Source organism: Deinococcus fonticola (assembly GCF_004634215.1).
Lineage (GTDB): Bacteria > Deinococcota > Deinococci > Deinococcales > Deinococcaceae > Deinococcus > Deinococcus fonticola.
In genome coordinates this window covers 1-21,757 of sequence record NZ_SMMH01000002.1, presented here as the reverse complement: position 1 = coordinate 21,757, position 21,757 = coordinate 1, and the positions used below count along the sequence as shown (strand labels likewise).

The window sequence follows — 21,757 nt, the reverse complement described above, 5'->3', positions numbered from 1 at the left end:
TCCGTCACGGTTGGCGCTTTATACTCCCGCCATGACGGTTAACCGAGTGGAGTTGCAGCGCATCATGGCGTCCCTGCAAGAAAACGGCCTTACCGTCGAAGCAGTCGAGGACGGGGCGCTGGTGCAGCACGGGGACACCCGCGTGGCGCTGTTCGCGGAGAAAGACCTGCAGGGGGGCGTAATCGTGCGCCTGCACCTGGATCTCGACCTGTACGTCGAGGAGGACAGCCTGCCGGACATTCTGATGGGCATGAACCTGATGAACCAGGGCCTGGATTACGGGTCACTGAACCTGGATCCGGTGGAACCCGAGGAGGACGACCCGGACGCGCCGCTGACCTTCGCGGTGCTGGGGCGCTCGGTGCTGTGGCTGCCGGAGTTGAACGTGCTGGAGCTGGACAGGCTGCGCGAGCATCTGCGCCGCTTCGAGGCCGAAGTCACGGAAGTGGTGGAAAACACCCTGCACGGCCCCAAGGGTCTGCTGGCTTAATTGCCGGAATAACTGGAAAGCCCTCTGCGGAATGACTCGCAGAGGGTTTCAAGTTATTGACCGTGGGGTGTCCACGGGCATCTGGCCACCGGTTCAGTAAGCGAAGGTGATGGTCTGGGCCGCGTTGATGACCGTGACGGTCTGGGCGGTGGGGGTCTTGCCGCCGATGGTGGGCATGGAGATGGTGTACGTGCCAGGCACCAGGTGCAGAATGCCGCCACTGTTCATGGTGTACGTGCCGTTGGCCGTTTCGGTGGTGCCGCTGGCGGCCTTGACCGTGATGGTCTGCTTGCCGCTGACACCGGTGAAGTTCACGGTGACGTTGTAGCGCCCGTCGCTGATGGGGGTGGAGGTGCTGTCGTTGTTGCCACAGGCGACCAGACCTGCCGAGAGGGCGAAGGCGGCCCCGGTAATCCGAAGTTGCTTGCGCGTCAGGTTCACTAACTTCATGCGGTTATTGTGACGGAAGCGGCCCTCTGAAAAAACCCGGATTCCATGAGGAACCCCTGAGCCAGTCCGCGCACAGCCTGTATGCTCCTGACATGAACATTGCAGAGCGTTACGTTCGACTGGCCCACGGCATCGACACGCACGTCCAGCATTTCATCGACGGTTACAGCGGCCCGCCGCAGTGGGCCGACAGAACCCGGCGCGCCCCGGCGGCACTGCTGCAAGAAACGCAGGACTTCCTGAAACACGTCGAGGATGTTCCGGACGCAGGGCGGCGCGAGTGGCTTCGCACGCAGGGCCAGGCCATGCGCACCCACGCCCGCCTCCTCACTGGAGAAAAAATGCCGTTCGCGGAGGAAGTGCGCGGCATTTATGACATCGATCCTCTCACGGCGCCGCTCGACGAACTCGATGCCGCCCTGAAAGCCTTCGAGGACGCCCTGCCCGGCACAGGTTCCGCGACTGAGCGGCTGGAGCGCCTGCGGGACCGGGTCACGCTCGACAACGCCGACGTGCTGCGCGTGGCTGAACCCATCCTGCACGAGTTACGCCGCCGCACCGCCGACCTGTATGGCCTGCCCGCGGGCGAGAACTTCACCATTCACCTGGTGACCGATAAACCCTGGGGTGGGTACAACTGGCCGCTGGGCAACCTGCAAAGCCGCATCGACATCAACACCGACTTTCCCGTGGCGCTGCCCGGTCTGCCTGGGCTGCTGGCCCACGAGGGCTATCCCGGCCACCACACCGAGAACGCCCACAAGGAAACCGAACTGGTGCGCGGGCACGGCTGGCAGGAGCACCAGTTGCAACTGCTGTACTCGCCGCAGTCCGTGATTGCCGAGGGCATCGCCACCAACGCCCTCGATCTGGTCATGCCCGAAGAAGAGGTGCAGGCGTGGCTGACCGGCGAACTGGCGCAGGTGGCAGGCCTCGACCCGCAGGACATCCTGGCCTTCCTGCAGGCCACGAAAGCCCGCGAGGACATCAAGCATGTGTCCGGCACGGCCGCCGTGATGCTGTATCAGGACGGCAGCAACGAGGACGACGTGGTGAAGTTCCTGAAACACTACAACGCCGTCAACGAGGAACGTGCCCGCCACAGCCTGAGCTTTATTCGGCACCACCGGGGGTACGTGTACACCTACTCGGTCGGTCAGGCCCTCGTGAAAAAGTACGTCGAGCACAAAGGCCAGGCGGGCTTCGGGGAGCTGCTGAAGCAACCCGTCACGCCCGGCATGCTGGCAAACGGCTAAGGCAACGCGACCACATTTCCCCGCTTCTCAACTGCCGTACTTGCTGATAAGCGCGGGCAGGTCGTGTTTCAGGGTGCCGTCGAGGGCCTCGGTGTTGTTGTAAACACGCACAAATTTGCCGTCTGCAGTCACGATGCTGACCTGATCGCCGTGGATGAGGGCCGCCTCGGTCGCGCTGGTGCCCTTATCGCCGTGGTCAGCGTCCGGGCTGGCGGCGGCGTGACTCTCGTGGCCGCTGTGGTCAGTGGCCGGGCGGTTATCCACCAGGCCCACGAACATGGCTTTCGCCGCGGCGTTGACGGCCTCGTTCGTTCCGGTCAGCCCCGTGAACGCCGGGTCGAAGCGGTTCAGGTATTCGCGCACCAGCTGGGGCGTGTCCACGACCGGGTCGACGGAAATGAACTGCACGCGCACCTTGCTCTGCTGCTCGGGCGTCAGGCCCTCGTAAGTGTTCTTCAGGCTGGCCAGGGTCGTGGGGCAAACGTCCGGGCAGTGCACGAACCCGTAAAACACCAGCCTCATTCGCCCATCGGACGCGGCCAGGGTGGTGGCCTTGCCGTGATCGTTCACCAGTTTCAGGGCGGGTAGACTGACCGGAGTGTCAATGGCCGTTCCACCGCTCAGCGCAGGCGGAACCCTACTCCGGTACACGAGCAGACCAGCCAGCACGGCGGCAATGGCGAGGAGAACAGCAGTCAGCCACTTCATGACCGGCAGGCTAGAGCGCCTGGGCGGGTCAACGTGTCCCCCCACCAAACATCTCCAGGTCAGTGTCCTCAGACCTGGAGACGTTTCTGCTTTGAGCCCCGGTGGCGCCCCACCTTAGCCCAGGGCCTTGATGTTGGTGATGACTTCCGCGATGGCCTGCTGGGCACTGCCGTACAGCAGGCCGGTGTTCTCCTGAAAGAACAGTTCGTTTTCGATGCCGCTGTACCCGGCGCCTTTGCCGCGTTTGTTCACGATGACCTGCTGGGCCCTATCGGCGTCCAGGATCGGCATGCCGTAGATGGGGCTGCTCCTGTCGTGCCGCGCCACGGGGTTCACGACGTCGTTCGCGCCGATGACCAGGGCCACGTCGGTCAGCGGAAATTCGGCGTTGATTTCTTCCAGGTCGAGGATCAGATCGTAGGGCACGCCCGCCTCGGCCAGCAGCACGTTCATGTGGCCGGGCATCCGTCCGGCGACGGGGTGGATGGCGAATTTCACGTCCACGCCCTGGTCGATCAGCAGTTTGCTCATCTCCCAGACCTTGTGCTGTGCGCCCGCGACGGCCATGCCGTACCCCGGCACGATGATGACTTTCTGGGCGTAGCGCATCATGGCGGCGGCGTCCATCGGGCCGACTTCCTTCATGGTGCCCTGCGGGCCGCCCGCGCCCGCCTGCGCTTCCCCGGTGATGGGCGTGAAGATGACGCCCGTAATGGCGCGGTTCATGGCTTTCGCCATCAGTTGCGTCAGCAGCAGACCGGATGCCCCCACCACGATCCCGGCAATGATCAGCGCCGGGTTTTGCAGCACGTACCCTTCCATGCCCACCGCGAGGCCCGTGAAGGCGTTCAGGAGCGAGATCACCACCGGCATGTCCGCCCCGCCGATGGGCGCCACGACCAGCACGCCCAGCAGCAGCGCCAGCAGGAAGAACAGCACCAGAAACACCGGGTTGGGCCCGGTGAAGATGATCAGCAGGCCCAGCACCAGCGTGACCAGGGCAAGTACGCCGTTGACCATGTTCTGCGCGGGGATCTTAAGGGACTTTTTCATGGTGCCCTGGAGTTTCAGAAAGGCGATGATCGAGCCGCTGAAGGCGACCGCCCCGATCAACGACCCCAGCACCGCCAGGGTGGTCATGACCGGGCCGCTGACCACGCCGCGGGCAAATTCCAGCGCCGCAATCGCGGCTGCCGCGCCACCTCCCATGCCGTTGTACACGGCGACCATCTGCGGCATATCGGTCATCTTCACGACCTTGCCCAGGTACCACGCCGCGCCCCCACCGATCACGATGGCCAGCAGCATCAGCAGGTAATTGACGCTGGTGGCCACCGGGTAAAGGAAGGTCACCAGGGTCGCCAGAATCATGCCGGCGCCCGCCCACAGGATGCCTTTGCGGGCCGTGACCGGGCTGGACATGGCCTTCAGGCCCAGGATGAAGAGGACGGCGACGATGAAATAGGCGAGGTTGATGATCCAGTCGACGCCAGTCCAGGCGTGTCCTTCCATGTCACTTCACCTTCTCGCCCGCAGGGACGGGTTTGGCGGGTGCTTTCTTCTCGGTCTTGAACATGCCCAGCATGCGTTCCGTGACCACGTAGCCGCCCGCCGCGTTCGCCGCCCCCAGCAGCACCGCGAAAAACCCAATGGCCTGCTCGAAGGGGGTCTGCGCGTGACCCAGCGCATACATCGCCCCGACCAGCACCACCCCGTGAACGAAGTTAGACCCGGACATCAGAGGCGTGTGCAGAATCACCGGAACACGCGAAATCACCTCATAGCCGGTGAACGCCGCCAGCATGAAAATGTAGATGTAGAAGAAGTCATTCATTTTTTTCTCCTTCGGTAAAAAAGCGACCCCTCAGTCAGCTTCGCTGACAGCTCCCCTTGAATGGGAGCCGAGAACTACCCCCTGCCTCCCTTTTAAGGGGAGGTGGCCCGCAGGGCCGGAGGGGTGAAAAGCCAAAAGCGAATGCCATACCTGCCTTACAGCCCCAGTGCCTGTCTCACGCCTGGGTGCTTCACTTCGCCATTGGCCGTGAGGGTCGCGCCCGTCAGCACCTCGTCGGTGTCGTCGAGGGCCAGGACGCCGTCTTTGATGAAAGGGCTGATGAAGTTGTAGAGGTTCTTCGAGAACATCTCGGACGTGTGAACGGGCATGTTGCTGGGCAGGTTCACCGGGCCGATGATGCGCACGCCCCCCGCCCACACGTCCTGGTTCGGCAGGGTGCCAGCGACGTTCCCACCAGTCTCGGCGGCCATGTCCACGACCACGGCGCCGGGTTTCATGCCGCGCACCATATCGGCAGTAATGATGAGGGGCGCGCGTTTACCCGGCACGGCTGCGGTGGTGATCAGGACGTCGGCCTGCGCCACCGCTTTCCCGAGTTTCACGGCCTGCTGGGCTTTTTCCTCGTCGGTGAGTTCGCGGGCGTACCCGCCTGTTCCGGCCGCACTGACGCCCGTGTCCACGAATTTTGCGCCCAGGGACTCGACCTGTTCCCTGGTTTCGGGGCGCACGTCGTACCCCTCCACCATGGCCCCCAGGCGTTTGGCGGTGGCAATGGCCTGGAGGCCCGCCACACCCGCCCCGATCATCAGCACGCGGGTCGGGCGAATGGTGCCGGCCGCGTAAGTGAGCATCGGGAAGAATTTGGGGCAGAAGGCCGCCGCGATCAGCACGCACTGGTAGCCGGCAGCGGCCCCCTGCGAACTGAGGATGTCCATGCTCTGCGCCCTGGAAATGCGGGGTAAAAGTTCCATGGCAAACGCGGTGATGTTCCTGTCACGCAGCATTTGCACGCGCTCGGCGCTGCTGTACGGTTGCAACAACCCCACAACGACTGACCCTGGCTTCAACTGCGCCAGGGTCGCGTTTTCGGGTGGGCTGAGCGTCCAGAGCATGTCGGCCCTGGCGAGCACCTCATCGGCGCTGTTCACCCACTGCACGTCCGGGAAATCCGCTTCGCTCAGGTACGCTCCCGCCCCTGCGCCGCGCTGCATCACGATTTCCGCCCCCTGTGCCCGCAGTTTCTTCGCCACGTCCGGCACCATGGGGGTGCGCCGTTCGGCGGGATCGGGACTGCCTAGCACTCCTATAACCACGGCCATGTTGACTCCTTTTCACCTTCAGAATCTGGCGTGCCGACACGACAGAGGCGCCCAGGGCTGCCCAGACGGACAAAGCACCCTGTTGCCGATGAGGTCTCGGACTTGTTGATACGAGCTGAGTATATTTCTTTCCGTGCCAGGGCACATGCCCCCGAAGGCCGAAGCAGGCCGGTGTCCAGCAAAGCCAGCCCACAGCAATACGGTCGTCACGAGAAGCACCTGGTGAGGGTACACCGGGCCATACTGTCGGGCGACATGACCACCCTTCATCCGGCCCTGCAAGGAGAAAAAGTTGTTCTGGCACGCCTGCGCCAGGAGGACATTCCCGAGTTGGCGCGGTTTTTCAGCAACCTGGAGCTCACCACCTACCTCGGCGGCTCCGGGCAGGCTTACAGCCTGGAGGACGAACGCGCCTACTTCGAGTCCATCAGCAAAAGCAGCGCGGGGCAGGTCACCTTCGGGATTTACGATGTGGCGGATGGTCGCCTGCTGGGCGGCATCGACCTGCGCGACATCAACCACCGTCACGGCACGGCGGAACTGGGCGTCAGCATTCACGACCCGGCCTGCTGGAGCGGCGGCTACGGTTCCGAGGCGGTGCGCCTGATGACCGGGTACGGCGTGTTTCACCTGGGGCTGCACAACATCATGCTGCGGGTGTTCTCGTTCAACACGCGGGGCATCCGCGCCTACCAGAAAGTCGGGTTTCAGGAGTTCGGGCGGCGCCGGGGCACCGTGCGTCTGGGGCACGAGCGCTTCGACACGGTGTTCATGGAAATCACCGCCGAGCAGGTGGACACGGCGGCCCTGCGGGCGCAACTGCACCTGTTGCCCTGAGAACTGTTGCCCTGAGACAGGCCCCGCTTCGGGGCGCTAGAATGGCCCGTCAATTCCGCGCCCCCGGTGTCCGTTTGCTGCGAGTGGGCGCAATTTCATGAACAGGAGAACGTGGAAACATGGCCGGTCATAGCAAGTGGGCGCAGATCAAGCGCAAAAAGGGAGCCAACGACAAGAAACGCAGCGCGATGTACAGCAAGCACATTCGCGCCATTCAGGCCGCCGTGCGTTCAGGCGGCAGCGGTGACCCGGCGGGCAACCTCAGCCTGAAAAACGCCATTGCCGCCGCCAAGGCCGACACGGTGCCGGTGGACAACATCGACAACGCCATCAAGCGCGCGGTGGGGGCGGGCGAAGGCGCCGCCGACTTCAAGGAGCAGACCTACGAAGGTTACGGCCCCGGCGGCACCGCCATTTTCATCGAGACGCTGACCGACAACGTCAACCGCACCGTGGCCGACATCCGCAGCGTGTTCAACAAGCGCGGCGGCAGCATGGGCAACAGCGGCAGCGTGGCCTGGCAGTTCGAGAAAAAAGGCGTCCTGCTGCTGCAAGACACCAGCGAGAAGGCGCAGGAAGTCGCCATCGAGAACGGCGCCGAGGACATTCAGGAATCCGAGGACGGCCTGGAAATCAGCACCGCCCCGAACGACCTGTACGCCGTGCAGGACGCCCTGGGCGCCGCGGGTTTCAACGTGGAAAGTGGCCAGATCACCATGCTGCCCAGCAACACCGTGGCGGTGAGTGGCGACGACGCCCGCAAACTCCTGACCCTGGTCGAGTATCTGGAAGAACTGGACGACGTCCAGAACGTGTATACGAACGCCGACCTGCCCGACGACATCGAGTAAGCGACTCGCCCAGGTGCAGCGCAGACGCGGGTTCACCTTCACGGGTGGCCCGCGTTCCCATATTCCCCCTTCTTCGCTTAAGCCATCTGGCACATTCGCCCTTAGCAGCCGGGAACCTAAGCTACCGGCATGTCTTTTGCTGAACTCACTGGGCGCCGTCAGGTGGCCCGCCTGCGGGAAACGGCCCTGAGCGCCCTGCGGGCCTACCCTTTTCAGGTCAGGCGGTTGAGGCTGCTGAACCACGGTTTCAACACGACCTTCCGGGTCGATACCCAGGACGGACAGAAGTTTGCCCTGCGCATCAACGTGAATTCACGCCGCAGTTCCGAGCAGATCGCGGCGGAGATGGCGTGGCTGGCGGCGCTGAGCGCGGACACGGCCCTGCGCGTGCCCACGCCCGTGCCGCTGGCCGACGGTTCACTGCTGCAACACATCTGGAGCAGCGACCTGCAACGCGACCTGCCGGTGGCGCTGTTCTCGTGGCTGCCCGGAAGCGATCTGGGCGACGAGGCCACCCCGGCGCAGTGGCGCGAGGTGGGGCGGGCCGCCGCCCTGCTGCACGGGCACGCCCTGAACTGGCCTTTACCGGCGGGCGCGGCCCTCAGCAGCCTGCACCACCCCCTGATGGACTCCGCGAATCACCTGACCGGAGATCACGAACTCCTGACCGCCGAGCGGCACGAAGTGCTGGATGAAACCTTCCGGCGCGTGGAAGAAGTCCTGACGAACCTGTTCAGGCGTGAAGTTCCCCGGCCCCTGCACGCCGATTTACACGGGTGGAACCTGAAGTGGGCCAGGGGAAAACTGTACGTGTTCGATTTCGACGACTGTGGCCTGGGGGTTCCCCTGCAAGACCTGGCCATTTCGGCGTATTACTTGCGCCCCGCCGCGGAACTGGAAGCCGCCCTGCTGGAAGGCTACGCGGCCCAGGCGCCGCTCCCCAGTTACACGCCGCTGGACTACGAAAGCATCGTGGCCGGGCGCAACCTTGTGCTGCTGAATGACGTGCTGGTGAACACCACCGCCGAAATCCGCGCCATGCAGCCCCGCTACGTGCGCAACAGCGTCCTGAAACTCCGGCATTTTCTGGAAACCGGCGAATACCGCCACGACCTGCCGGGCGTGGAACAAGCCGGGTGAACAGGCCGTAAGCCAGCTGGCGTATGGCCCTTGCGTGCCAGGGCGATTACTCTGACCGGCAACGCCAAAAGTGCCCGCGTCGTGGTCACCGCAAAGTGTAGAAAGACGCGCAGCAAAGGGAGGCCTTATGTTTGAAAGCCCATTGAACCGTGCCGAGTTGTTCGTCCGTCTCCGGGTCACCGGAAACCGTCCCTTGAGTTGAGTTGACTTTTCAGGCGTTTTTCCGGTGACCTGCCACCCGAGGTCACCACTCTTGAACACCTACCACATTGAGCAGGCCACCCCCGCCACCCTCAGCGACATTTATGCCCTGCACGACCCGGCGGACGCCGCGCGGCGACTCCCCGCCCTGCAAAAGCGCGTGGCCGAGGGCAAAACCAGCGCCGACCGTTTCTGGCTGCTGCGTTCCGAGCGTGGCGTAGAGGGGGTGGTCAACCTGACCGCCCGCCCAGAAATTCCGCTGTTTCCGCGCTACCGGGCCGACACTCCAGCAGCACACGTCGCGGCGTTTCTGAAGCACCTGAAAGAACTGGTGTCCGGCCAGCCCCCACAGCAACTGGTGTTGGACAGCCAGTTGGTGCCTCTGGACGCCGCTCCTGCCGAAGCGGCCGGGTGGGTGCTGGACGATTCGCAGGTCGTTTATGAAACGGCACTCTCCAGACTCCCGATCCGGCTTGACGCTGGGGCGCAGAAGGTCGACCAGGCCACGCTGGACAGCCCAGCCCTGCGCCGACTGCTGAGTGAACTGGGGCGCGGAGGCTGGGAATTACAGCCTGACTGGACGCTCGTCATGCTGACCAGTGACGCAGGTGAACCCGTCGCTCTGGGCGCTGCCGGCCCCAGTGGACGGCCCGGGTATGCTGGAATAGACCTGATCGGTGTGCACCCGGACTACCGTCGGCAGGGCTATGGCACGCGCCTGCACGCCCACCTGCTGACCCTTGCCGCTGAGCAATTTGAGATGCACGGGGGCGGAACACCTAGCGAGAACCACGCCATGCGCCGCATCTTCGACAGGAACGGCCCGCGGCAACTCAGTGAGCAGCTCTACTTCCGGCAAGCTTGACCCCCTGCGCTGAACTCACGTATAGTGCTTGCTTGGTCAAGTGGGGCAGGGCGACCAACGGCTTCTCGTGCCAACACGGCAGGGTGAAGCGGCCCGCACCCCAGACAGGAGCGCCCAGACCGGGTGGCGACTGGACTAACAAAGGAGGGCCACATGCCCAAGATGAAGACCCTGAAAATGGCCAAGCGCCGCGTGAAAATCACGGGGACTGGCAAGGTCATGGCGTTCAAGAGCGGTAAACGCCACCAGAACACCGGCAAGAGCGGCGCGGAAATCAGCGGCAAAGGCAAAGGCTTCGTGCTGGCCAAGCCCGAGTGGAAGCGCATGAAACTGATGCTGGGGGGGAAATAAATGCCGCGCGCCAAGACCGGGATCGTCCGCCGCCGCCGTCACAAGAAAGTCCTGAAGCGCGCCAAGGGCTTCTGGGGCAGCCGCAGCAAGCAGTACCGCAACGCCTTCCAGACCCTGCTGAACGCCGCCACCTACGAGTACCGCGACCGCCGCAACAAGAAGCGTGACTTCCGTCGCCTGTGGATTCAGCGTATCAACGCAGGCGCTCGCCTGCACGGTATGAACTACAGCACGTTCATCAGCGGCCTGAAGAAAGCCAACATCGACCTGAACCGTAAGGTGCTGGCCGACATTGCCGCCCGTGAACCCGAGGCCTTCAAGGCCCTGGTGGACGCCGCCCAGGCTGCCCGCAAGTAAAGTTCACCCTTCAAGAAAGAGCCTCCCTGTTCTGGGAGGCCTTTTCTTTTTGGTTCCGGTTCCTTGGGGATTCGGTCAATACACGTGAAAGTCCGTGAGGCCGGTGCTTTCGCTGTACTGCGTCTCCACGCCCAGCACGCGGGCGTGGGGCGGGCCACGTTTCAACCAGTGCAGCAGGCGCTTCAGGTTCGCTTCCGTGCCTTCGGCAATGACTTCCACTCGACCGTCGCTGAGGTTCTCGGCGTACCCACGCAGGGCCAGGTCACGCGCGTGACGTTGCACCCAGTTGCGGTAACCGACCCCCTGCACTGTTCCACTTACCAGGGCTGTAAGACGCATAACCGTCATGCTAACGGGTCAGGTGGTAGGCAAGCTGGCAGAAGGTCACGTTCAAGTGTGCGACGGGCCGGCCTGAAGAAGGGCGCTCCCGAATACCAGGAACGCCCCGCTCGATAGTGTTTTCAAGGCTTTTGACTGTGCGAGCGCCGGTTCAGTTCACGTCGGCGTAGGTGCCGCGTTCGCTTTGCAGGCGGCCACCGCCCAGGGCGTCTTCCAGGCGCACCGCTCCGTTGCGGCGCATGATGGTCAGGGCCTCGTCGGCGCGGCGGCCGTCCTGGTCGCGGGCGATGACCATCACATAACCGTTTTTCAGGCCGTCGTAGAACTTCTCGGCCTGGGCTGCCGGAATGCCCATGCTGCGCAGCAGTTTCACGTAGTCGCCGTGGTCACTGCCGGACAGCGCCCCGAACATGCCGCCCAGCATCAGCCCCGTAACGGCCCCGAACCACATCGCCATGACGCCGCCGTGCGCGTACACGCGCGTCTCGGGAATCAGCAGCAGCAGCAGCCACACCGGAAAGGTCAGGGCCAGCCCAGCCAGGACGCCCAGAATGGCGCCACGGATGACCCCGGCGCTGCCGGAGGGCAAGCCGGCCTCGGGGCTGATGCCGCTGGCCTGCGCCAGTTCTTCCTCGGCCACCACATCGCTGAGGCTGAAACCCAGGTGTTCGCGTTCAAAGCCGCGTGCCTGGAGGTGCTGCAGGGCCGCCTGGGCCTGCCGGGGTTCAGGGAAAAGGGCAACGACGGTTTCCATAATCAAGTTTTTTAGCATGTTCAGCGCGGCGATGCGAGGGACAAAGATAAAAGCGCGCCGCAGGTGCGGGTACGGGAACAGTATCTTTGCCCCGCATTTCGGGGGCGGCCCTTCCTTATACTTCTGCGCATGACAGCCGTAAATGCCCTGACCGTTCCCGACGCGACCTTCGATGATCGCTTGCGGGAGATTCTGCGGTCAAGGGTGGAGTTCATCGAATTGATTGGCGACGACCTGGTCACGGCGGGCGGCAAACGCACCCGGCCCCTGATCGTGTTCCTGGCCGCGCAGGCGTTGGGCCTGAACTCAGGTGACCCGCGCTGGGCCGATGTGGTCGACCTGGCGGCGTGCGTGGAACTGCTGCACTCGGCCAGCCTGCTGCATGACGACCTGATCGACGATTCGGACACGCGCCGCGGCCACCAGACGGCCTTCAAACGCTTCGGAAACGTGGTCAGCGTCATGAGTGGGGACTTCATGCTGGCGCGGCTGCTGATGCTGCTCTCGCAGATGCCCGGCTCGTCCGAACTGACGCACGCTTTCGGGCAAACCGCCTCCGTCATCTGCGAAGGCGAGGTGCTGCAATTCCAGGTGGCCTCCTACGCCGATTACAGCCTGGAGAACTACTGGACGGTCATTCACGGCAAAACCGCCGCCCTGGTGGAACTGGCCGCCAGCAGTCCCGCGCTGCTGCTACGCGCCCCAGCACCCCGGCAGCAGGCCCTCGCCACCTTCGGGCAGGAGTACGGCATGGCCTTCCAGATTCAGGACGACCTGCTCGACCTGCTGGGCGATGAGGCCAAACTCGGGAAACCTGTCGGCAGCGACGTGCGCGAAGGCAAAGCCACCTATCCCCTGCTGGCCCTGATGGACACCCCGGACGGCGACGAGATCCGCGAGATCCTGGAACGCCACGCCAACCAGGCCAGCGACGTCCAGCGTGTGCGTGACCTGGCGCAGCGGCACGACATCATGACCCTGACCCGCAGCGAAATCCGCCGCCGCGCCCAGAACGCCGTGCAGGCCCTCGAAACCCTGCCGCCCAGCCCGGCGCGGGACGCCCTGGCCGCCCTGGCGCAAAAGGAACTGGAAAGGCACCACTGAAGTGGCTGGGGCGTTTTGAATCCCAGAAAAACACAGGGCGAGATCGTTCTGGCTCTCCCCCTTTGCCCTTAATACCCCGTGGCGGCTATCGCACCCAGCAGGGCGAGGGGCGCAGTTTCGGCGCGCAGGATACGCGGGCCGAGCGTGACGGCTTTTGCGCCTTGTGCCAGTAAGTCCTGCATTTCCGCCCCGGACAGGCCGCCTTCCGGGCCACTCAGGACGGTCAAAGGAGCGTCCCAGGTGAGCAGGTCAGTGAGGAGCGTGGAGCTGCCAGGGTGCGCGACGACCAGGGTGCCGTTCCACTGGTAAGCGCCCAGTTTCACGGGTTCCAGCACGCCAGGCGTGACGCTGCGTTCGGACTGGCGGGCGGCTTCGCTGGCGATGCGGCGCAGGCGCTGAAGTTTCTGAGCGCCGATTTCGCGGGCTTCGGCGTGCTGCGTCAGGAGCAGTTGAATGCTGGCTGCACCGAGTTCCGTGGCGGCCCGCACCACGTCCGCGAGCTTGTCGCCTTTCAGCAGGGCAACGGCCAGGGTCACGGGTTGCGGGGTTTCCGCGCCGCGCACGGTTCCCAGAGCGTCCGGTCGAAGCTCCAGGGTGGCGCGGCCCTCGCCTGGCAGCAGGTCTAACAGGACGGCCTCGCCCTGCCCGCCCCGGCCGTCGAACACCTGCACGCGTTCGCCCGGTTGCAGGCGCAGCACGTGCAGGTGGCGGGTGGCCTGCGGCCCCAGCGTCATCACGCCTGCTATCTCCGTGACCTGAACGCGGTGCATGTCAGGCCCGGCGGGCCGTGACCAGCGCCCACTCGCCGTCCTCACGCACCTGCACGTCCGCGAAGCCCTCGCGCCCCAGGGCCGAGCGCACCAGCGGCAGTTTGCCCGTCAGAATTCCGGTCAGAATCAGCGGCGCCGACGGCTGCATGTGGGCGGCATACTCGCCCGCCAGCAGGTCGTGCAATTCCGCGTACAGGTTCGCTACCAGCACGTCGAACGGTGCGTCCTCCAGCACATCCAGGTCACCCAGGCCCAGCGTTCCCTCCTCGAACTGCGCCTGAGACGCTTGCACGCCGTTCACCCCGGCGTTCTCGCGCGCAATGGGAATGGTCACGGGGTCGATATCCACCCCCAGCGTCCAGCCCGCGCCCAGCAGAGCGGCCGCGATTGCCAGCACGCCGCTGCCCGTACCCACGTCCAGCACGCGCTTGCCACTCAGGTCAAGCTCACCCAGCGCCTCCACCGCCATGCGCGTCGTTGCGTGGTGCCCGGTGCCGAACGCCATGCCCGGTTCGATCACCAGCGGCAACTGCCCTGCCGGAACTTCCTGCTGCTGCCACGGCGCGACGATCGTGACCCGTCCCGCCTGCACGGGCTTCAGCGTCCGCTTGAACTCCGCCTGCCAGTCCTGCTCGGCCTCCTCCAGCCACTCCCCGTCCCCGATCTCAGCCGGCAACGCCGCCCGATCGTCAAAGTAAGCGCGAATCAGGCCCCGGCGTTCCTCCAGGCCGGTGGCCCCCGCCTCCCACAGCAGGTCGAGGTGATGTTCACGCGTTTCAAAAGTGCCGGGCAGGTGGTACACGAGCATGAGTAGGAGTGTAGCCGGATCAGGGCTATGGGCTGGCGTTCTCTCGACGGCTCTCCCCTCCACCCTCTTCCAGCGCGTCCCCCCATTCCAGTCTTCTGGCCTGTTTGAACAGTTCGCCGTCCCTCTTGCTGAGGGTACGTTGTTCCAGGGTGCCTTGCCCGGTGCACAGTTTCAGGTTGACCAGGCCCGAGCGGGTGCTGGGGTGCGTCAGGACTCGCCCCGCCCGGGGTTCGCCGGGGGTTCTGGAGGCAGCGAGGTAGATGAATTTCTCGTCCTCGTAGGCGAGGTCAGCCCCTTTGCCGCGCCGGTGGGTGCTGGAACGGGCCACGCGGACGCTGAAGTGACACCAGTCGGGCTGCTGGACGGGGCACGGACGCGTGTGCGGGCAGGGGGCCAGCAGATGTGCGCCCAGCGTCAGAAGTTGCTGCCGGGCTTCCAGGATGCGTTGCCAGCCGGCGGTGGTGCCGGGTTCCAACAGCAGGAGCGTGTCCCCGGTGCACTCCCACAGTTCCCGGATAAGGGGCGGGCGGGTTTCGGGCGTCAATTCGTTCAGCACGTAAGAAAGCGTGACCAGATCGTGCGTTCCTGTGGCGGGCAGGCCGCGCCGGACATCCACGTCCAGCCACTGATTTGATACGCGGCTCAGTCGACCGAGTTTCTGTCCCCATTCGCGCATGTGCGGGCTGCCTTCCAGCATCACGGCCTGCCCAATCGAGTCCCAGGTGCCGCTGGCCGCCCAGAAAGCCGTGCCGGGGCCGGAACCCACGTCCAGGTGCGTGGCGGGCTGAAACTCAGGCCTGACCTGCTCGACTTCCCCCATGGCGGCGGCCAGGGCCGCGAAGGTCGCGGGAAAACGCACGGTCAGGTAAGCCCGCGCGGCCAGGTCACCGGACACGTGCCACGCGCCGTCCATCACTTCCTGACGGTAACGCCCGGACAGCGTGTCCACCGCGCGGCTCAAGTCCGCCAGGGGAATGCCCTGGGCGGCCTGCTCCAATCCTTCTCTCAACACCACGGGAAGCTCCATCGGGTCAAGTATGCCGCGCTGAGAGGCAGTTGTTTAAGCCCAGAAGCTTTTCTGTCAGTAGAGTGCGGAACAGTCCCGTTTGCTGCCTGGCATGAACGACGGGGCGAGCTGCTGGCCTTCAGCGCCCGCACCTCCTGAACCCAAAGCGTGACTCCCGGAATGGGCCTACATGTGCAGAAAACACTCACCAGCCTGGCACCATTGGCCCAGCGCAGCAAAAGAAGAAAGGCCAGGGCGTAACGCTCCGGCCTTTCTCATTGGTCTCGTGAGTTGGTCAGCAGACTGCTTAGCTTTCGCGGGCGGTCTTCAGGGCTTTGGTCCACCACGCCAGGTCGTCCAGCAGGACATGAGCGCCGTCGTTCAGGTAGGGCATGTCGTTCATGGTCTTCTGGCCCTGCATCAGGCCGAAGAAGTCGGCGCCCTGCACGTGAACGCTGGGCCGGATGGACACCTGCTGCAACTCGGCGGCGATCAGGCGCAGTTGCTCGATGGCGCGCGCAGCCCCCACCGAACCGTAGCCGACGTAGGCGACGGGCTTGCGCACCCACTCGACATAAGCGTTGTCCAGGGCGTTCTTGATGGCGGCGGTGGGGGCGTGGTTGTACTCGGCGGTGATGATCACGTAACCGTCAAATTCGGCCAGCTTCTGCTGCCAGCGCACCACTTCGGGGTTCTGGCTGGGCGCCCAGGCGTTCGAGGCCACCTCGTCGAAAAACGGCATCTTGAAGTCGCGCAGGTCAAGGATTTCAAAATCCAGGTCGCTGCGCTGCGTGGCGATGTCGTAGAACCACTGGGTGGGCTTGTCCGCGATACGGGTGGGGCGGGTGCTGCTGATGATGATGCCGATTTTCGGGTTTGCCATGATCCTGTCTCCTTATGGGCGAGGGAAAACGCTGTGGCCCCTCTCTTTCTCCGCTTTGTTTTATCAAGTACTTCATTTAATGTCAAGCGGATAAGGTGGTGAGCCGACGCCATGTGCGAATCGTCGCTGTAAAGGCCCGCTGCCTGCAAAATTTTCATGTTCTCGGTGTCACCTCAAGGGGCCCGGAGGACACCAAGAAGTCGACTGAGGAAGCCGCCTCCAGATGGGTTAAAGGAACTCCCGTCCAGTGACTGGGCGGGAGTTCCTTTTAAGGATTTCATGCTATTCGCGGTGGGCTCAGTCCGCTGCGTCGCCCCGCGCGTATTGCAGACGGTGCAGACGACTGTAGTACCCGCCCTTATTCAGCAGTTCCAGGTGGCTGCCCTGCTCGACGATGCGGCCCTTGCGCATCACGATAATGCGGTCACAGTGCTCGATGGTCGAGAGGCGGTGGGCGATGATGATGCTGGTGCGGCCTTCCATGACTTTTTCCAGCGCAGCCTGAATACGCAGTTCAGTTTCGGTGTCCACGTTGCTGGTAGCTTCGTCCAGCACCAGCAGGATGTCGGGGTTCTGAATCAGGGCGCGGGCGAAGGCCAGCAGTTGCTTCTGCCCGGTCGAGAGGGTGGCGCCGCGTTCGCGCACCTCGGTCTGGTAGCCGTTTTCCAGGCTCAGGATGTAGTCGTGGACGCCCACGTATTTGCATGCCTCGATCACGCGGTCGTGGGGAATAGTGGAGTCGTTGAGGGTCAGGTTGCTCTCGATGGTGCCAGCGAACAGGAACACGTCCTGCAACACCAGCCCGATGTGCTTGCGCAGGTCATGCTGGTCGAGGTCTTTCACGTCCTCGCCGTCGACCTTCACGGCGCCGCGCTGCACGTCGTAGAAGCGGCTGACCAGGGCCGTGACGCTGGTTTTCCCGGCTCCGGTGGCCCCCACCAGCGCCACGCTCTCGCCGGGCGCGATATGCAGGTCGACGCCGCGCAGAATCCAGCGGTCGTCGGTGTCGGGGGTGTCGGCGGTCACGCTGCTGTCATACGAGAACCACACGTTCTCGAAGTCCACCTGCCCGATGAAGTTTCCGAGTTTCTTCGCGTCCGGTCTGTCCACGATCTCTTCCTCGGTGTCCAGCACCCCGAAAATGCGTTCGCTGGAGGCCATGGCGGCTTGCAGGTTGTTGAACACGTCCGCCAGATCCTGAATGGGCTGGAAGAGCTGGGTCGTCCACTGCACGAAGGCGTACAGGACACCCACGCTCAGGGCCGCCTGTGCGCCCGTTCCCACGTCCACGCCCAGGATGTAGCGCGCCCCGAAGTACAGCACCAGCGCAATGGACACCTGGCCCAGAATGGCGACCACCGGCATGAACAGCGAGAACCAGTGCACCGAGCGTTCCAGAGCGCCGAGCAGAGCGCGGTTGCTGTGCTCGAAGTCCAGGGCGCTGCGGCGCTCGCGCCCGAACAGCTGCACGGTCTGCATGCCGGTGATGTTCTCGTTCAGTTTGGTGTTCACGATGGCCTGCTGAATGCGCGTGTCGCGGTAGGTCAGGCGCATCTTGCCCCGGAAGTAGTTGGTGGCCACGAACAGGAAGGGCAGCACCGTGAAGGCGATCAGTGCCAAGCGCCAGTTGATGCTCAGCATCACGCCCATGTACACCAGGATCAGGAAGGTGCTGGTGATCAGGCTGATCAGCCCGCCTGTGATGAACTGGTTGATGGCGTCCACGTCGCTGGTCACGCGGGTAATCAGGCGGCCCACCGGGTTCTGGTCGAAGTACGCCAGGTGCAGGCGCTGCAACTTAGTGAACACGTCGGCGCGAATGTCCCGCAGCACGTTCTGGCCCAGGTAACCGATGGTGAGGGCCGAGGCGTAGGTCAAGCCGAACTCGATGATCTGCACCAGGATGTACCCCAGCACGATCATCAGCAGCAGGTTCAGCAGCCCCGGCGCGTCGGTGTTGCTGCCGTTCACGAAAGGCGTCAGGGCGTGGTCGATGGCGTAGCCCTGCAAGAAGGCCGGGACGGGTTGCAGCGCGGCCGTCAGCAGGGCCAGCAGCACGCCGCCCGTCGCCAGGGTGCGGTAGGGCCTGACGTAGCGCAGGATGCGTTTGGTCAGGTCGAGGTCAAAGCCCTTGCTGTAGGCGTCGTTCTGATCGGGCTGGGTCATTTCGTCACCTGCTCGGGTTGCGGGTCGGGCTGGGGATTCAGCTGGGGCGTCTGCACGGTGTGGCCCGGCTGGCTGTGTCCTGGCTGGCTGGGAGCGGGCAGGTCGCGTCCTGCTTCGGCGGCCGGGATGGTGGCGGCCTGGCGCACCGCTTCCTGCTCGGCAGGGCTGCGCGCGGGCTGCACATCCGGGTCGTCGTTGTCCAGGTCGCTCGCCAGGCGTTGCAATCTCTCCAGTTCGGCGTAGTGGCCGCCCAGCACCAGCAGCTCGTCGTGGGTGCCCGATTCGGTGACGTGTCCGGCTTCCAGCACCACGATCTGGTCGGCGTGGCGCAGGGTGCTCACGCGGTGCGCGATCAGGATCACCGTGCGGCCCCTGGCGACCTCGCGGATGCCGTCGATGATGCGCCTCTCGGTTTCGGTGTCCACGGCGCTGAGGCTGTCGTCCAGGATCAGGATCGCGGGTTCGCGCACGATGGCGCGGGCGATGGCGGTGCGTTGCCGCTGCCCGCCCGACAGGGTCACGCCACGCTCGCCCAGCATGGTGTCGTAGCCTTTCGGGAAGTCCTCGACGTCGCCGGCCAGGCCCGCCAGCGCGGCGGCGCGGCGCACGCGCTCGGGATCCGGGTGCGGGGGAATGTCGGGCATCTTGGGCAGGCCCACCACGCTGACCCCGGTGGGCACCAGCGGCAACTCGGCGTTGTCCAGTCCAAAGCCAATGTTGTTGGCGATGGTGTCGCTGAACAGGAAGGGTTCCTGCGGCACCACGCTGATGTGGTCGCGCAGCACGCTCAGGGGGATGCGCCGCACGTCGGTTCCGTCGATCTTGACGGTGCCGCTGGTGGGGTCGATGCTGCGCGTGATCAGTTGCGAAAGCAGCGTCTTGCCGCTGCCGGTCGGCCCGGTGATGCCCAGGAACGTCCCGGCGGGAACATGCAGGTTCACGTCGTTCAGCACGGTGTTCTGGCCGTACTTCAGTTTCACGTGGTCGAAGGTGAGGTCGCCGCGTACCGCCCGGATGGTGGTGTCGGTGCGTCCAGGGTCATCGTACACGTGCGCACGGGCCTCCAGCATCTCGCGCAGGCGCAGCCACGAGGCCAGGCCGCGCTGCGTCACACCGGTGATCCAGCCGACCATCATCATGGGCCAGGCCAGGCGACCCAACATCAGCAGATACTGCACCAGCATCCCGGTCGTGAAGTCGCGGTTGCCGTCCAGCAGGATCATGCGCCCGCCGATATACAGGATCACGCCGAAGGCCATGCCGATCAGCAGCGTGGTAAAGGAACGCAGCGGCCCGTCCACTTTGGTCAGGGCGATGTTGCGCCGCAGCAGTTCCAGGTTCATGGCGCGGTATTCCTCGATTTCCCGCTCCTCGATAGCGTAACCCTTTACCACCCGCGCTCCGCTGAAATTCTCCTGGGCCTTGGCGGCGATCAGGCTGTTCTGCTCCTGCGCAGCCTTGTGCCGCTGGTTGATCAGCCGCGCCAGATAAGCCAGTGTCCCCACGATGAAGGGAATCAGGGCTATCACGATCAGGGTCAGTTGCCAGCTGATGCCGAACATCACCGCGAATGAGGAAAGGAAGACCGTGATGATGTTGACGATCTGCCAGCCGCCGAAGCCCATCATCTCGCGCACCGCGCCCAGGTCGCCGGTCAGGCGGTTCATCAGGTCCCCGGTGCGGGCGCGGTCGTAGTAATTCTTGTCCAGCGTTTGCAGGTGCGCGAAGATGTCGCGCCGGATCTCATACTCCATTTGACGCGAGGCCACCACGATCTGGCGGCGCATCACCAGCATGAAGCCGCCGGAAATCAGCGACACCAGCACGATGCCCAGCGCGTAAAAGCCCGCCTGCTCCAGCGTAATGCCGCCGGTGCGGGCGACGCCGTCGGTCTGACCGGTCAGGCCGTCGATGATGCGCCGAACCAGGTAGGGGTAGAGCAGATTGACACTGTTGGCAACGATAACGGCCAGCATCCCCAGGAGGTACTGGCGCGTGTGCATCTTCAGGTAAGGAAGGAGGGAACGGAAACTGTCCAAGTGAAACCCCAGAAGTGAAGCGAGAACGTGAAGCGGTAAAGGCGTCTTGAGCACGGCGTCTTGAGCGCAGGGCCCGGTTGCACAGCAGCATACGCCCATTGGCGCAGGGGGAAATGCGCCAGATGGCTCATTGGCCTTCAGCGTTCATAGATGGAGTGCAGGGTTACGGCCAGCCGTTCCACACGCCAAAGAGGAGGCCAAATAAGAGACTGGGGCAGGAGTCAGCAACCGCCTCCGCGTTTTTGTTGACACGTCTGGGGGAGGGCTGCTACTATTCACAGCCGGAAGTGAACGGCCTCCAGGCCACATTTCCGCAAAGCTCGGAGGAAGTCTTTCCCTCAGCTTTCCAAGTAAAGAATGGTGCTGCCACCCTAGCTCAACTGGTAGAGCACCCGACTTGTAATCGGAAGGTTGTCGGTTCGATTCCGATGGGTGGCTCCAAACCCCACACCCGGGGACAAACGAACAGGGCCGAGACATGGGTAGGTGGCCGAGTGGTTAAAGGCGACAGACTGTAAATCTGTTCACGTAAGTGTACGGCGGTTCGAATCCGCCCCTGCCCACCACGTTTCACGCGGGAATAGCTCAGTTGGTAGAGCGTCAGCTTCCCAAGCTGAATGTCGCGAGTTCAAGTCTCGTTTCCCGCTCCAAGTGCTTCTGTAGCTCAGTGGTAGAGCACTCCCTTGGTAAGGGAGAGGTCGTCGGTTCAATCCCGACCAGAAGCTCCAGAACAAAGACGCGGCTTGCTGAAAGGTAAGTCGCGTCTTTCCTCAAGTGCTGCACACAAGCATTTGATATAGTTCAAAGGCTTGCCCATTGAAAGGCAAACCCCCTTCAGGAGGAAGTACTCATGGCAAAAGGAACGTTTGAGCGGAACAAGCCCCACGTGAACGTCGGCACGATCGGTCACGTCGACCACGGCAAGACCACCCTCACCGCCGCAATCACCTTCACGGCCGCCGCGATGGATCCCACCATCGAAACCCTCGCCTACGACCAGATCGACAAGGCCCCCGAAGAAAAGGCCCGCGGTATCACCATCAACACCGCCCACGTCGAGTACCAGACGCCCAGCCGTCACTACTCCCACGTGGACTGCCCCGGTCACGCCGACTACGTCAAGAACATGATCACCGGAGCCGCCCAGATGGACGGCGCCATCCTGGTCGTCAGCTCCGCTGACGGCCCCATGCCCCAGACCCGCGAGCACATCCTGCTCGCCCGTCAGGTCGGCGTGCCCTACATCATCGTCTTCATGAACAAAGTCG

The 21,757-nt window shown here is 64.0% G+C and carries 23 protein-coding genes and 4 tRNA genes; 14 read left to right on the top strand and 13 right to left on the bottom strand.

What is annotated here, in order from left to right; genetic code table 11:
* Positions 1-31 precede the first annotated feature (31 nt).
* Complete coding sequence (locus E5Z01_RS01465) at positions 32-490, top strand: hypothetical protein (protein ID WP_119763174.1); 459 nt, start codon at positions 32-34, stop codon at positions 488-490.
* A 93-nt stretch (positions 491-583) separates the two neighbouring features.
* Here the strand turns inward: E5Z01_RS01465 and E5Z01_RS01460 are convergent, their stop codons facing one another.
* Positions 584-940, bottom strand: coding sequence for a hypothetical protein (locus E5Z01_RS01460; RefSeq protein WP_135227753.1), 357 nt, complete (start codon positions 938-940; stop codon positions 584-586).
* Positions 941-1,032: 92 nt separating this feature from the next.
* Here E5Z01_RS01460 and E5Z01_RS01455 point away from each other — a divergent pair, with 92 nt between their 5' ends.
* Positions 1,033-2,196, top strand: coding sequence for a DUF885 domain-containing protein (locus E5Z01_RS01455; RefSeq protein WP_135227752.1), 1,164 nt, complete (start codon positions 1,033-1,035; stop codon positions 2,194-2,196).
* A 27-nt stretch (positions 2,197-2,223) separates the two neighbouring features.
* Here the strand turns inward: E5Z01_RS01455 and E5Z01_RS01450 are convergent, their stop codons facing one another.
* The 4 genes from E5Z01_RS01450 to E5Z01_RS01435 form a co-directional block, all read right to left on the bottom strand.
* Positions 2,224-2,904, bottom strand: a complete 681-nt coding sequence (locus tag E5Z01_RS01450) for an SCO family protein (RefSeq protein WP_135227751.1) — start codon at positions 2,902-2,904, stop codon at positions 2,224-2,226.
* 114 nt (positions 2,905-3,018) lie between these two features.
* Complete coding sequence (locus E5Z01_RS01445; RefSeq protein ID WP_135227750.1) at positions 3,019-4,416, bottom strand: NAD(P)(+) transhydrogenase (Re/Si-specific) subunit beta; 1,398 nt, start codon at positions 4,414-4,416, stop codon at positions 3,019-3,021.
* A gap of 1 nt (position 4,417) precedes the next feature.
* Positions 4,418-4,738, bottom strand: a complete 321-nt coding sequence (locus E5Z01_RS01440; protein ID WP_135227749.1) for an NAD(P) transhydrogenase subunit alpha part 2 — start codon at positions 4,736-4,738, stop codon at positions 4,418-4,420.
* A 155-nt stretch (positions 4,739-4,893) separates the two neighbouring features.
* Complete coding sequence (locus E5Z01_RS01435; RefSeq protein WP_135227748.1) at positions 4,894-6,018, bottom strand: NAD(P) transhydrogenase subunit alpha; 1,125 nt, start codon at positions 6,016-6,018, stop codon at positions 4,894-4,896.
* 255 nt (positions 6,019-6,273) lie between these two features.
* On the opposite strand from E5Z01_RS01435, the gene E5Z01_RS01430 reads away from it, so the two are divergent.
* From E5Z01_RS01430 to rplT, 6 genes are all read left to right on the top strand, one after another.
* Positions 6,274-6,855 carry a GNAT family N-acetyltransferase gene (locus E5Z01_RS01430; protein WP_119763189.1) on the top strand — a complete coding sequence of 194 codons (582 nt, stop codon included), beginning with the start codon at positions 6,274-6,276 and terminating at the stop codon, positions 6,853-6,855.
* A 119-nt stretch (positions 6,856-6,974) separates the two neighbouring features.
* A complete protein-coding gene (locus E5Z01_RS01425; RefSeq protein WP_119763191.1) occupies positions 6,975-7,706 on the top strand; it encodes a YebC/PmpR family DNA-binding transcriptional regulator in 732 nt (243 codons plus the stop codon).
* A gap of 129 nt (positions 7,707-7,835) precedes the next feature.
* Positions 7,836-8,846, top strand: coding sequence for a phosphotransferase enzyme family protein (locus E5Z01_RS01420; RefSeq protein ID WP_135227747.1), 1,011 nt, complete (start codon positions 7,836-7,838; stop codon positions 8,844-8,846).
* A gap of 253 nt (positions 8,847-9,099) precedes the next feature.
* The gene (locus tag E5Z01_RS01415) at positions 9,100-9,912 is read left to right on the top strand and encodes a GNAT family N-acetyltransferase (RefSeq protein WP_135227746.1); all 813 of its coding nucleotides are present in this window, start codon (positions 9,100-9,102) and stop codon (positions 9,910-9,912) included.
* A gap of 153 nt (positions 9,913-10,065) precedes the next feature.
* Positions 10,066-10,263 (top strand): 50S ribosomal protein L35, encoded by a 198-nt coding sequence (gene rpmI / locus E5Z01_RS01410; RefSeq protein WP_119763198.1) that lies wholly within the window; start codon positions 10,066-10,068, stop codon positions 10,261-10,263.
* Positions 10,264-10,620 carry a 50S ribosomal protein L20 gene (gene rplT, locus E5Z01_RS01405; protein ID WP_119763200.1) on the top strand — a complete coding sequence of 119 codons (357 nt, stop codon included), beginning with the start codon at positions 10,264-10,266 and terminating at the stop codon, positions 10,618-10,620.
* A gap of 75 nt (positions 10,621-10,695) precedes the next feature.
* On the opposite strand, the gene E5Z01_RS01400 is transcribed toward rplT, so the two are convergent.
* Entirely contained in the window at positions 10,696-10,959 is a 264-nt protein-coding gene (locus tag E5Z01_RS01400; protein WP_119763202.1) for an acylphosphatase, read from the bottom strand.
* A gap of 151 nt (positions 10,960-11,110) precedes the next feature.
* Positions 11,111-11,713, bottom strand: a complete 603-nt coding sequence (locus E5Z01_RS01395) for a hypothetical protein (protein ID WP_135227890.1) — start codon at positions 11,711-11,713, stop codon at positions 11,111-11,113.
* A 129-nt stretch (positions 11,714-11,842) separates the two neighbouring features.
* Between E5Z01_RS01395 and E5Z01_RS01390 the strand changes: the two genes are divergently transcribed.
* Positions 11,843-12,817, top strand: coding sequence for a polyprenyl synthetase family protein (locus E5Z01_RS01390; RefSeq protein WP_135227745.1), 975 nt, complete (start codon positions 11,843-11,845; stop codon positions 12,815-12,817).
* Between the two features lie 68 nt (positions 12,818-12,885).
* Here E5Z01_RS01390 and E5Z01_RS01385 read toward each other — a convergent pair whose 3' ends face one another.
* From E5Z01_RS01385 to E5Z01_RS01360, 6 genes are all read right to left on the bottom strand, one after another.
* Positions 12,886-13,587 (bottom strand): 16S rRNA (uracil(1498)-N(3))-methyltransferase, encoded by a 702-nt coding sequence (locus E5Z01_RS01385; RefSeq protein ID WP_135227744.1) that lies wholly within the window; start codon positions 13,585-13,587, stop codon positions 12,886-12,888.
* A 1-nt stretch (position 13,588) separates the two neighbouring features.
* Positions 13,589-14,395, bottom strand: coding sequence for a 50S ribosomal protein L11 methyltransferase (locus E5Z01_RS01380; RefSeq protein WP_135227743.1), 807 nt, complete (start codon positions 14,393-14,395; stop codon positions 13,589-13,591).
* Positions 14,396-14,420: 25 nt separating this feature from the next.
* A complete protein-coding gene (locus E5Z01_RS01375) occupies positions 14,421-15,422 on the bottom strand; it encodes a small ribosomal subunit Rsm22 family protein (protein WP_135227742.1) in 1,002 nt (333 codons plus the stop codon).
* Between the two features lie 286 nt (positions 15,423-15,708).
* Positions 15,709-16,284 carry an NADPH-dependent FMN reductase gene (locus E5Z01_RS01370; protein WP_119763214.1) on the bottom strand — a complete coding sequence of 192 codons (576 nt, stop codon included), beginning with the start codon at positions 16,282-16,284 and terminating at the stop codon, positions 15,709-15,711.
* A 297-nt stretch (positions 16,285-16,581) separates the two neighbouring features.
* Positions 16,582-18,450 (bottom strand): ABC transporter ATP-binding protein, encoded by a 1,869-nt coding sequence (locus E5Z01_RS01365; RefSeq protein WP_135227741.1) that lies wholly within the window; start codon positions 18,448-18,450, stop codon positions 16,582-16,584.
* Positions 18,447-20,453, bottom strand: coding sequence for an ABC transporter ATP-binding protein (locus E5Z01_RS01360; protein ID WP_135227889.1), 2,007 nt, complete (start codon positions 20,451-20,453; stop codon positions 18,447-18,449). Before E5Z01_RS01360 ends, E5Z01_RS01365 begins: the two co-directional genes overlap by 4 nt.
* 401 nt (positions 20,454-20,854) lie before the next feature.
* Between E5Z01_RS01360 and E5Z01_RS01355 the strand changes: the two genes are divergently transcribed.
* From E5Z01_RS01355 to E5Z01_RS01335, 5 genes are all read left to right on the top strand, one after another.
* Positions 20,855-20,930, top strand: a tRNA-Thr gene (locus E5Z01_RS01355).
* Positions 20,931-20,969: 39 nt separating this feature from the next.
* Positions 20,970-21,055, top strand: a tRNA-Tyr gene (locus E5Z01_RS01350).
* Between the two features lie 8 nt (positions 21,056-21,063).
* Positions 21,064-21,139 (top strand) — tRNA-Gly (locus E5Z01_RS01345).
* Between the two features lie 3 nt (positions 21,140-21,142).
* Positions 21,143-21,217 (top strand) — tRNA-Thr (locus E5Z01_RS01340).
* A gap of 122 nt (positions 21,218-21,339) precedes the next feature.
* The coding region (locus tag E5Z01_RS01335) for a GTP-binding protein (RefSeq protein WP_135227740.1) at positions 21,340-21,757 on the top strand (418 nt) is incomplete at its 3' end.